Consider the following 11,296-nt stretch of genomic DNA (forward strand, 5'->3'; position numbering starts at 1 on the left):
AGGGATTTTCGGTAGCGGTTTCAAGCGAAAAATGTGACTATTCGCTATAATTCCCGAGAGATAGGACGCGGCGACGCCGGCACGGGCGGCCAGTTCGCCGGCCTTCATCCCGCGATAGTCGCGCCACACGCGAACGGGATGTTCGCCGTCGGCGATGCGCTCGGCAAGCTCGAAGGGCACAAGTTCTTCCCCAGGCTCTTCGAGGCTCTGCCGGAGGATGGCGGCGTCCAAAGCGTCCTCATCGGCGGCTTTGCACAACAGTTCATATTCCGCTCGGGGCACCACGGCATATTGCTCGCCGGCGAATGTCAGGAATTGGGCCGCTTTCATCGGTAAGCGCCTCCCCGCGGCAGAATTGCGGCGATCGTCATGGAACGGGTTTCGATGTCCAGGGTGTACAGCACGCGCCGATCCCGTATCCGCCGCTCAATCGCGCGGCTGCTCCATCATCCAGAGCAGGTTCGCCTTCACGGCCGGCCAGTCGGGCGCGGTTATCGAATAGGCCGCGGTGTCGCGCAAAGACCCGTTCGGCATGATCATGTGATGACGCAGGATGCCGTCGAGCTTCGCGCCGAGGCGTTCGATACCGCGCCGGCTCTGCAGGTTCATGGCGTGGGTGCGGAACTCGACGGCGATGCAGTCCAGCTCCTCGAACGCCCTGGAGAGCAAGAGGAACTTGCACTCGGTGTTGAGCGCCGTGCGCTGGACCGCCCGGCGGTACCAGGTATAACCGATCTCCAGCCGCCGGTGCTTCGCCTCGATGTTCATGTAGGTCGTCATGCCGACGGCGCGGCCCCTAAGCGGCCCGTCGCGCAGGTCGATGATGGCGAAAGGCAGCATGCTGCCCTCTTCCATCAGGCAGAGCCGCCGGTCGATTTCCGCGCCGACGCCGTCCGGCTCCGGCACCAGGGTGTACCAGAGCCGGTGCAACTCGCCGTCCGCCGCCGCCTCGGCGAGGTCGCCGGCATGGTCGTGGGACAGCAGCTCGACCGCGACTGCCCGGCCTTCGGCGCGGAAGGGCTCCGGCCACATGCTAGAAATACGCCTCGACGACGCGCCAGGCGGTCTCGGCCCGTTCGCGCGCCATTCCGCTGAAACCCAGCGCCTCGGACGAGGCCGCGTTGCCGTCCAGCCCGCGCTTGTAGACGCCCTGGATGATGGCGGCGCTGCGGAACAGGGAATGGACGACGTAATAGTGGAAATTCTCGATCTCCTCCCGGCCGCTGTAGCGGCAGTAGGCGTCGACGAATTCCCGCTCGGTCGGGATGCCCAGCGCCGCATGGTCGAGGGTGCTGAAGCTGCCGTGGGCGCCGATCTCGCCATGATAGGCGGCGCAGCAATAGCCGAGATCGGCGAGCGGATGGCCGAGGGTGCACAATTCCCAGTCCAGCACCGCCGCGATATTGGCCCGGTCCGGATGGACGATGACGTTGCCGGGGCGGAAATCGCCGTGGACGATGGAAACCGAAGGATCGTCCGGCAGGCGCTCGATCAGCCAGGCGTGCAGCCGGTCCATCTCCGGGATGTCCTCGGTCTTCGATAGCTCGTACTGCTTGCCCCAGCGCACGATCTGGCGCTCGAGATAGCCCTGCGGCCGGCCGAAATCGGCGAGGCCGGCCCATTCGATATCGACCGTGTGCAGCGCCGCGAGGACTCGCGCGAAATCGTCGAAAAAGACGCGCCGCTCCTCCGCTGTTGCGCCCGGCATCCCGGCGTCGTGGAACACCCGGCCCTCGACCATCTCCATGACGTAGAAGGCCGTGCCGATCACGCTCTCGTCCTCGCACAGCAGGAATGTCCGCGGCACGGGAACGGCGCTGTCCTGCAGCGCGTTGATCGCCCGGTATTCCCGGTCGACCGCGTGGGCCGAGGGCAGCAGCTTGCCCGGCGGCTTCTTGCGCAAAACATAGCGCCGGCCGGCGGCGGACAGGCAGAAGGTCGGGTTGCTCTGGCCGGCCTGGAACTGGCGGATGTCGATGTCGCCGTCGAAGCCGTCAAGCCGCTCGCGCAGAAAGGCCTTGAGCGCCGCCTCGTCGAAGCGGTGCGCATCACGGACCGGGATGGTCTCGACCCCGCCCGGCCGGTCGCTGCCGGTCGCGCTCACGGTGCCTCCCCCAAAAACCGCGCCCGGACCTTCGCCATGCCGCGCAGCCAGCGGTCGCGGTCGTCGGCCTTGCGCTGCATATAGGTGTAGACCGTTTCGTGCGGGAAGATCAGGAAGCGTTCCTCGTCCATTGCCCGGACGACCGATTCGGCAACCTCTTCCGGTTCCAGCACCCCGTCCACGAATGCCGGGCTGGTCCGCCCGGCGGTCATGCCGGTATGCACCCCCTGGGGGCACAGCACGGAGACCCTGAGGCCTTTCGGCCCGTATTTCGCGGCGAGAAACTCGGCGACCCCGATGGCGGCGTGCTTGCTCACCGTATAGGCCATGCTGTCGACCTGAAGCAGGATGCCGGCGGCGGACACGGTGTTGACCAGATAGCCCTCGCCCTGCTCCGCCATGCCGGGCGCGACGGCCCGGGCGGCGTAGATATGGGCCATCGTATTGATGCGGAAGCTGTCCTCGATCTCTGCGTCGGGCTGGTCCTCGTCGCCGATGCGCAGGATGCCGGCGTTGGAGCAGAAGATATCGACCGGCCCGAAGGCGCCCTCGGCTTCCGCCACCAGGGCCTGCACCTGCGCCTCATCGCCGACGTCGCAGGCCATGCCGACCGCGCCGGTCCGGCCGGCGACCGCGGCAACGCCGTCGCCGTCGATATCGCCGAGCACCAGGCCCCTGGCGCCCTCGGCCGCGAAGCGTTCGGCCAGCGCCTTGCCAATGCCGCTCGCGGCCCCGGTGACGATGGCAACCTTGCCGGCGATCTTCACGCCGCGCGCTCCCCGGCCGGCTCTGCGCGATCGAGAATAGCGGTAAAATCGGTTTCTGCCGGCAGCGTGCCGAAGCTGCCGGTCCAGCGCGCGCCGAGCCGCGACGCGCAGAAGGCGTCGGCCACCGGGCCCGGCGCATGCTGCACCAGAAGCGCCGCCTGCCAAAGCACCGCCATGCGCTCGGTCAGGCGGCGCGCGCGGAATTCGAGATTGTCCCGGTCGGCCAGTTCCGCTTTCAGGCCGTCCAGCGCCGCATCCAGCCGCGTATCCGCGCCGCGGGCCGACTCCAGCTCCGCCATCAGGGCCGGCGCGGCGGCCGGTTCCCGGTGCAGGGCGCGCAGCACGTCGAGGCAGATGACGTTGCCGGAGCCCTCCCAGATGCTGTTGAGCGGCGCTTCCCGATACAGGCGCGGCATCGGCGATTCCTCGATGTAGCCCGGCCCGCCCAGGCATTCGAGCGCTTCCGCGGTGTGGACCGGCGCGCGCTTGCAGTTCCAGTATTTCGCCAGCGCCGTGCCGATGCGGAAGAGGGCCGCGGCCTCCTCGCCGTCTCCGGCCTCGTCGCAGGCCCGGGCGACGCGCAGCGCCAGCGCCAGCGCCGCCTCGGCCTCCAGCGCCAGGTCGGCCAGCACGTTGCGCATCAGCGGCTGCTGGATCAGCTTTTTCTGGAAGGCGGTGCGGTGGCCGGTATGGTGCAGCGCCTGGAGCAGCGCCTGGCGCATCAGGGCCGCCGAGTTTGCAGCGCAATAGAGCCGGTTGCCGGTCACCATATCCATGATGGTGCGCACGCCGCGGCCTTCCGGCCCGACCATCACGGCCCAACTGTCCTGCAACTCCATCTCCGACGACGCGTTGGACCGGTTGCCCAGCTTGTCCTTGAGCCGCTGGATGAACAGGTTGTTGCGCTCGCCGTCCGGCGTCCAGCGCGGCATCAGGAAACAGGAGAGGCCGCCGCTCGTGTAGGCGAGCGTCAGGAAGGCGTCGCACATCGGCGCCGAGCAGAAGAATTTGTGGCCGGACAGGCGGTAGGCTGCACCCTCGCCGGTCTCGGCGCCGGCCGGCTCGGCGGTCGTGGAGTTGGCCCGGACGTCGGAGCCGCCCTGCTTCTCGGTCATGAACATGCCGACCAGCGCGCCGGATTTTTCCGCCGCCGGGATGTCCCGGGAATCGTATTCGGCGGAGAGCAGCCGCGGGATCCATTCGTCTCCCGCTCCGGGATTGTTTTGCAGCACCGGCATGACCGAATAGGTCATCGCCATCGGGCACAGGACGCCGCTTTCCGCCTGGCTGAACAGGTAGACGACCGCCATGTTGGCGGCATGGGCGCCCGGCCCTCCGTGGATCCAGGCGTGGTTCGGCGCGCCGCCGGCGACGGCGATCTCCATCAGGTCGTGATAGGCCGGATGATAGGCGACCTGGTTGATGCGGCGGCCGTGGCGGTCGAAGGCGCGCAGTTCCGGGACATGCCGGTTGGCCTGTTCGGCCTTCTCGAAGACCGCGTCGCTGCCCATCAGCCGGCCGAATTCCGCGAGCCGGTCCGCGGCCGGTCCGGCGCCTTCCCGCGCCACCGCTTCGCGCAGCGCGATGTCGCCGGCCCACAAATCCTGGTCGCCGATCAGCGGCGGCATGTTGACGACCTCGTGGGTCGGCAGGTCGGCGATGGGTTTGAGCGGGATCATCCCTCTATCCGTTTCCGCCGGGGGCCGCTTGCGTCAGGCCGCCGGCACATAGTCCTTGCGCAATTCCCATTTCAGCACCTTGCCCGTCGCGTTGCGCGGCAGCACGTCCGTCCAGGCGACCGAGGCCGGCACCTTGAAGCGGGCGAGGTTGGCGAGGCAATGGGAGATAAGCTCCTGTTCGCTCAGCGTCTCGCCGGGCTTGACGACGACGACCGCCTTGCCGACCTCGCCCCAGCGCTCGTCCGGCACGCCGATCACCGCCGCCTCGGCAATCTGCGGCAGTTGGTAGATCACGCTTTCGACTTCCGCCGGATACACATTCTCGCCGCCGGAGATATACATGTCCTTCCAGCGGTCGACGATATAGACGAAGCCTTCGTCGTCCATCCGGGCGGCGTCGCCGGTCTTGAGGAAGCCGTCGACGAAGGCGGCCTCGGTCGCCTCCGGCTTATTCCAGTAGCCGGGCGTGACGTTGGGGCCGCGGATCAGCAGTTCGCCGGTCTCGCCGCGCGGCACGTCGCTGCCCGTGTCGTCGACGATCCTGATCTCGGTGTGCATGACCGGCTTGCCGGCCGATCCGGCCTTGCGGCGCGTATCCCGGATATCGAGGAAGAGGCCGGCTGGGCTGGTCTCGGTCATGCCCCAGCCCTGGACCAGCGGTATGCCGCGGTCGAGCCAGGCTTCCAGGATCGGCACCGGGCAGGAGGCGCCGCCGACGCCGCACATGACGAGGCGCGACAGGTCTGCCGTCTCGAAATTCGGCGCCTGCATCATGAACTGGTAATGCGCCGGCACGCCGAAGAAGTGGGTGATGCCCAGCGCCGGGTCGCCGATGTAGTCGAGGGCGGCGGCGGGCTCGAACTCGCGCATGATGATGTTCTGGCCGCCGGCGTGCAGCACCGGGTTGGTGTAGCAGTTGAGCCCGCCGGTGTGGAACAGCGGCAGCACGACAAGCTGGATCGTGTCGGGCGACAACCGGCTGCTGAACCCCAGGTTGATGCAGTTGTACAGGTGCATCCGGTGCGTGATCATCGCGCCCTTGGGCCGCCCGGTGGTGCCGGACGTGTACATGATCATCGCCAGATCGTCGTGGGTCAGCGCCTCGATTGCCGGCTCCGGCGGTGCCGAGGCGAGCGCGGCGTCGTAGGGGTTGTCCGGATTCTCGACGTCGATGGTCAGTCCGTGCGGGATGGTGCAGCTGTCGCGCAGGGCATCGCACACCTGGGTGAATTCGACATCGTGGATCAGCACCTTGGGCGCGCAATCGCCCAGGATATATTCGAGTTCCGGCTGCGCCAGCCGCCAGTTCAGCGGCACCATGACCGCGCCGGTCTTGCCCGCGGCGAATTCCAGTTCGAAGAATTCCGGGCCGTTATAGGCCAGGATGGCGACCCGGTCGCCGCGGCCGACGCCGCGGTCCTGCAGCCAGCGCCCCAGCCGCGCCGAGCGCTCGTCCATCTGGGCATAGGTGTAGCTCCGGCCGTTCCGGATATCGACCTGGGCCAGGGCGTCAGGCCGGATCGCCGCGTGGCCTGCGGCCCAGTCGTAGTAGGGAACGGGCATCCGCTACTGTTCCTCGTCTTCTTTTCTTTGGCCGTTCCGGGCCGGCGCGATCCTTCGCGTGTCGGCCCTATCCCGGCAGATATTCGGCGAACTGTTTTTCGACGCCTTTCGGGTCGGCGGCGAGGCCCTGGCTGACGCCGCCGGCGACGACGCCGGGATAGATGTCCTCCTCGCCGGCCTCGACGGCGTCGAGGGCCGCGTTGGCGACATCCGCCGGCTCTTCCAGCGGCGGCGGATTCATGTCGCCCATGCGGGTGTTGATGGCGGCCGGCATGACCGCGACCACCAGCGTGCCCTGGGCCGCCAGTTCGGCGCGCACGCCCTGGGTCAGCGACAGGGTCGCGGCCTTGGACGCGCAGTAGGTGCCGATCATGGGCAGGTTCACCCGGGCCAGGATCGACAGCATGTTGACGATGGCGCCGCCGCCGTTGGCGCCGAGGACCGGACCGAACTGCCGGCACATTTCCATGGTGCCGAAATAGTTGACCGCCATCTCGTTGCGCGCGTTCTGCTGGGCGGCGTCGGCGGAGATCGGCCGGTTGTGGTTCACCCCGGCATTGTTGACCAGCAGGGTGACGTCGCCGCACTCCGCCGCCGCCTTTGCGACCGCCGCATGGTCGGTCACGTCCAGTTCGACCGGCTGCACGCGGCCGTCCGGCGCCTCGTAACCCTCGGTCGAGCGCATGGCGGCGTAGACCTTCGCCGCGCCGCGGTTCAGCAGCGCCTGCACGAAGGCTTCGCCGACCCCGCGGTTGGCGCCGGTGACCAGCGCCACGCTGTCTTTCACAGTCATCGTCAGTGTCTCTCCCAGTTCGTTCTCCGCCGTCCGGGCGACCCAGTCCGGGTCGACGTCGGGCAGCGGGATCGCGTTCAAGAGCCGGCGGGTATAGGGGTGTTTCGGCGCCGCGAAGATCGAAGCGCAATCGCCCTGTTCGACCGCCCGGCCGTTCAACATCACCATAACCCGGTCGCACACGGTGCGCACGACGGAAAGGTCGTGGCTGATGAACAGCAGGGCGAGGCCAAGGTCCTGCCGCAGTTCGCGCAGCAGCGCCAAGATCTGCGCCTGGCTCGAAACGTCTAGGCCGGAAACGATCTCGTCGGCGACGACCAGGCGCGGCTGCAACGCGATGGCGCGGGCGATGCCGACGCGCTGGCGCTCGCCGCCGGACAGTTCGTGGGGATAGCGCTCGCCGTGAACCGGCCGCAGCGCGACCCTTTCCAGCAGGGCGTCGACCTGCTTGCGCGCCTCGGCCGCCGTCGCCGCGCGGCCGTGGAGGCGCAGCGGCCGGGCGACGATATCGGCGACCCGGCGGCGCGGATTGAGCGAGGATTGCGGGTCCTGAAAGATCATCTGGAACCGGGCGCGCAAGGGGCGCAACCGGTCCTCCGGCAGGCCGGTGATGTCCTGGCCGTCGAACAGCAGGCTGCCGGCGGTCGGCTTGTAGAGGCGCACCAGCGTGCGCCCGAGGCTGGTCTTGCCGGAGCCGCTCTCGCCGACGATGCCCAGCGTGTCGCCGGGCGCGAGCGTGAGGTCGATGCCGTGCAGTATATCGACCCGCGGCGCGGCACCGAAGGGCGGCTTGCGGCTGTAGTCCGGCAGGGACAGGCGCAGCCCGGCGGCTTCGAGGAGGGCGGGCTCAGCCACGGCCAGCCCCCATCGCACCGGGCGCGGCGTCGTAGGCCAGCGCCTCTTGGTTCAGCCGGGCGGTCAACGCTTCGGGCACCGGCCGCAGCAGGTCGCCGGGCCGGTCGTGGCGCGGCGTCGCGGCCATCAGGGCTTTGGTGTAATCGTGCTGCGGTCTCTCAACGATCCGGCGCGTGTCGCCGGCTTCCAGGACCCGCCCGCCGTGCAGCACCGTCACCCGGTCGCAGATCTTGGCGACGACGCCGAGATCGTGGGTGACGAACAGAATCGATGCGCCTTCCTGCGCCTGCATTTCCTTGATCAGCGCGAGGACCTGGCGTTGCACCGTCACGTCGAGCGCGGTCGTCGGCTCGTCGGCGACGATCAGCTTGGGCCGGCAGGCGAAGGCGATGGCGATCAGGACGCGCTGGCGCATGCCGCCGCTGAGTTCGTGGGGATACTGGCGCAGCACGCGCTCCGGCTCCCGGATGTGGACGTCGTCGAGCAGTTCGAGCGCCCGCGCGCGGGCCGCCGCCCGGTCCATGGCCAGATGCAGGCGCAACACGTCGGCGATCTGCCCGCCGATGCGGTAGGCCGGGTTGAGCGAGGTCATCGGGTCCTGCGGAATCAGGCCGAGGCCCCGGCCCATCAGGCGACGCCGTTCCTTCTCCGGCAGATGGGTGATGTCCCGGCCGTCGAACCGCACCGATCCGCCGGTGATTCGGGCGAGCGACGGCTGGATGCCTAGAATGACCTTGCCGATCATCGTCTTGCCGGCGCCGGATTCGCCGACCAGCCCGTGGACCTCGCCGGGGACGATGTCGAGCGAGACGTCGCGCAGGATCGGCGTCTGCCGCCGCCGGCCGGCGATCGCCAGATGCAGGTTGCGGACCGAGAGGATCGGGCCGTTCGGCGGCGTCCCGGCGGTCATTTGCGCATCGCTCATTTGCGCATCACCGGGTCGAGCGCGTCCTTCAACCCGTCGCCGAGCGCGTTGAGCGCCAGGACGAGGGCGATGACGCAGACGATCGGCAGGATCATCAGCCAGGGCGCCTGGTTCACATATTTCCGGCCGTCAGCGATCATCGTGCCCCAGGTCGGGAAATCGGAGGCCAGCGACAGGTTCACATAGCTGAGGATCGCCTCGACGATCACGGCGATGCCCATTTCCAGGGTGAACAGGACGAGCAGCAGGGGCAGCACGTTGGGCAGGATTTCGCGCCACAGGATGGCCATGCGGCCGAGGCCGACGGTGACCGCCGAAGCGACGTAATCCTGTTGCTTCTGGGCCATGGTTTCGGCGCGCACGACCCGGCAGAAGCGCGTCCAGTCGATCACCGCGATGGCGATGATGACCGAATGCAGGCCGGTCCCCATCACCGCGACCAACACGATGGAGAGCAGGACCGCCGGGAAGGCCATCCAGACCTCGACCAGCCGGGAGATGACGGCATCGACCCAGCCGCCGAGATAGCCGGCGAGCAGGCCGAGTACCGTGCCGAGCAGCCCGGCGGCGGCAGCGGCGGTGACGGCGACGAAGAGGGCGATCTGCGCGCCGTAGATGAGGCGGGACAGGATATCCCGGCCCAGATTGTCGGTGCCGAACAGGTAGCCGGCTTCCGCCTTGTCCGACCAGAAGGGCGGCGCGTATTGCAGCAGCAGATCCTGTTCGACCGGATCGTGCGGCGCGATCAGCGGCGCGAAGACCGCGGCGAGCGCAAAGAACAGCAGCACCGCGCCGCCCAGCACGACCCGCCGGTTCGCCAGCAGCCGGCTGACCGTACCGCCGCGCCCTCGTACCGGGCCGGCCAGGGCCGCCGCCTCAGCCATGGCGCATCCGCGGATTGAGCAGCGCGTAGCTCATGTCGACCAGCAGGTTGACCGCGATGAACAGCACCGCGAAGGTCAGCACCAGGCCCTGGATCAGCGGCAGGTCGCGGTTGATGACCGCGTCGATCGCCATGTTGCCGATGCCGGGATAGGAGAAGATCTTCTCGACCAGCACCGTGCCGCCGACCAGAAAGGTGAACTGGACGCCGGTGAGCGTCACGGTCGGCACGAGCGCGTTGCGCAGGGCTTCGCGGCAGACGATGCGCGCCCGCGAGAAGCCCTTGACCCGCGCCATCAGGATATAATCCTGGGTCATCGCCTCGGCGATCGAGGTCTTGAGCACCCTTGCAATGATGGCGGCGAGCGGCAGCGCCAGCGCGATGGCCGGCAATACCGTGTGGAGGAGGACGGAGCCGAAGGCGTCGAAGCGCAGGCGGACGAGACTCTCGATCAGCAGAAAGCCGGTCGCACCCCGGAAGCCGACGTCATGGCCGATCCGGCCGGAGATCGGCAGGCCGTCGAGCGCGAAGACGACGACGAACAGAATGAACAGCAGCGCCCACAGGAAGTCCGGGATCGCCAGGATGAACCCCGCGGCGCCGTCGACCGCCGCCTCGCCGGACCGGCCGCGCCAATAGGCGCCGGCGAGCGCCATCGCACCGCCGAGCCCGACCGCGACGAACATGGCGACCAGGCACAGCTCGACGGTCACCGGCAGGCGGCCGAGCACCAGTTCCATCACGTCCTGGCGCATCGAGATCGAGGTGCCGAAATTGCCGCCGGCGAGATCCTGCAGATAGTAGACGAACTGGAGGGCGATGCTCTCGTCCAGCCCGTAAAGCCGGCGCAGCGCGGCGATGTCTGCCTCGGTCGCTCCCGGCCCGATCAGCATGGCGATCGGATCGCCCGGTACCACCCGCAGCAGCACGAACACGATCGCCGCCACGCCGAACAATGTCGGGATCGCCAGAAGCAGCCGGCGGAGCAGGAAGGACCAGGACATGGGTCTGCGGCGTCAGCCCGGAGTGTTCGCAGGCGGCAGAAGTATTTTGACTCTCCGCCCCTTCGACCGCGAGCATCTTGCCGAAAAAACGTACTGTGTCACCCCGGCCGACCGAAGGGAGAGCCTGCCCTGAGCTTGCCGAAGGAGCCGCCGGTGCCGACTTTCGGCTCGGCTCTGGGCCCCGGATTTACGCTGCGCTTCGTCCGGGGCGACATTATAGGGGATTTAGCGGCGGCGCCGGTCCGGCTGCAATCGCTCGCGCCGGACCGGCGATCCGCCATCGGCAGAAATTCCGCCCCTACCCCTTCGACATGGCCTGGGGCAGGACGAAATTGGCGAAGTGGCCCTTGAACTTCAGGCCCGTCTTGAACACGACCGGCTGGACCTGCTGATAGAGCGGGAAGACGTAGGCCTTCTCCGCGATATAGCGGTTGACCTTCTGCCAGCCGGCGATGCGCTTGGCCTCGTCCTTCTCGCCCCACAGCGGGCCGATCATGCCGTCCAGATCCTTGGTGTCCCAGGTCGAGTGCGGCGACGGGCCGAACATGGCATGGCCGGTCGAGGTCGTCGGGTCGCCGATCGAGTTGCCCCAGTTGTAGAAGGCGGCAGGCGCGAGCTTGTCCTGGGCGCGCAACTCGAAATGCTTGGCGACCTCGTAGACCTCAATATCGGCCTGGATGCCGACCTTGCGCCACATGCCGACGATGGCCTGGATGACCTCGT

Annotated in this window: 11 protein-coding genes; all 11 read right to left on the reverse strand. The window is 68.2% G+C overall.

Features of this window, described 5'->3' with window-relative positions; translation table 11 throughout:
* A partial coding sequence (locus OXM58_18695) for a helix-turn-helix transcriptional regulator (GenBank protein ID MDE0150391.1) occupies positions 1–330 on the reverse strand: 330 nt, incomplete at its 3' end.
* Between the two features lie 96 nt (positions 331–426).
* Complete coding sequence (locus tag OXM58_18700; protein ID MDE0150392.1) at positions 427–1,032, reverse strand: GNAT family protein; 606 nt, start codon at positions 1,030–1,032, stop codon at positions 427–429.
* 1 nt (position 1,033) lies between these two features.
* Positions 1,034–2,104, reverse strand: a complete 1,071-nt coding sequence (locus tag OXM58_18705; GenBank protein MDE0150393.1) for a phosphotransferase family protein — start codon at positions 2,102–2,104, stop codon at positions 1,034–1,036.
* Entirely contained in the window at positions 2,101–2,871 is a 771-nt protein-coding gene (locus OXM58_18710; protein ID MDE0150394.1) for an SDR family NAD(P)-dependent oxidoreductase, read from the reverse strand. Before OXM58_18710 ends, OXM58_18705 begins: the two co-directional genes overlap by 4 nt.
* Positions 2,868–4,550: an acyl-CoA dehydrogenase family protein gene (locus OXM58_18715; protein ID MDE0150395.1), complete on the reverse strand. Its 1,683-nt coding sequence runs from the start codon at positions 4,548–4,550 to the stop codon at positions 2,868–2,870. The genes OXM58_18710 and OXM58_18715 overlap by 4 nt, the downstream gene beginning before the upstream one ends.
* 33 nt (positions 4,551–4,583) lie before the next feature.
* Positions 4,584–6,113 carry a long-chain fatty acid--CoA ligase gene (locus tag OXM58_18720; protein MDE0150396.1) on the reverse strand — a complete coding sequence of 510 codons (1,530 nt, stop codon included), beginning with the start codon at positions 6,111–6,113 and terminating at the stop codon, positions 4,584–4,586.
* A gap of 67 nt (positions 6,114–6,180) precedes the next feature.
* Positions 6,181–7,761 carry an SDR family oxidoreductase gene (locus tag OXM58_18725; GenBank protein ID MDE0150397.1) on the reverse strand — a complete coding sequence of 527 codons (1,581 nt, stop codon included), beginning with the start codon at positions 7,759–7,761 and terminating at the stop codon, positions 6,181–6,183.
* Positions 7,754–8,686 carry an ABC transporter ATP-binding protein gene (locus OXM58_18730; protein MDE0150398.1) on the reverse strand — a complete coding sequence of 311 codons (933 nt, stop codon included), beginning with the start codon at positions 8,684–8,686 and terminating at the stop codon, positions 7,754–7,756. Before OXM58_18730 ends, OXM58_18725 begins: the two co-directional genes overlap by 8 nt.
* Complete coding sequence (locus tag OXM58_18735; GenBank protein MDE0150399.1) at positions 8,683–9,570, reverse strand: ABC transporter permease; 888 nt, start codon at positions 9,568–9,570, stop codon at positions 8,683–8,685. Before OXM58_18735 ends, OXM58_18730 begins: the two co-directional genes overlap by 4 nt.
* On the reverse strand, positions 9,563–10,573 hold the full coding sequence (locus OXM58_18740; protein MDE0150400.1) for an ABC transporter permease: 1,011 nt from the start codon (positions 10,571–10,573) through the stop codon (positions 9,563–9,565). The genes OXM58_18735 and OXM58_18740 overlap by 8 nt, the downstream gene beginning before the upstream one ends.
* Positions 10,574–10,871: 298 nt before the next feature.
* The coding region (locus OXM58_18745; GenBank protein ID MDE0150401.1) for a hypothetical protein at positions 10,872–11,296 on the reverse strand (425 nt) is incomplete at its 5' end.

This window comes from Rhodospirillaceae bacterium (assembly GCA_028819475.1).
In the GTDB taxonomy this organism is placed as follows: Bacteria; Pseudomonadota; Alphaproteobacteria; order Bin65; family Bin65; genus Bin65.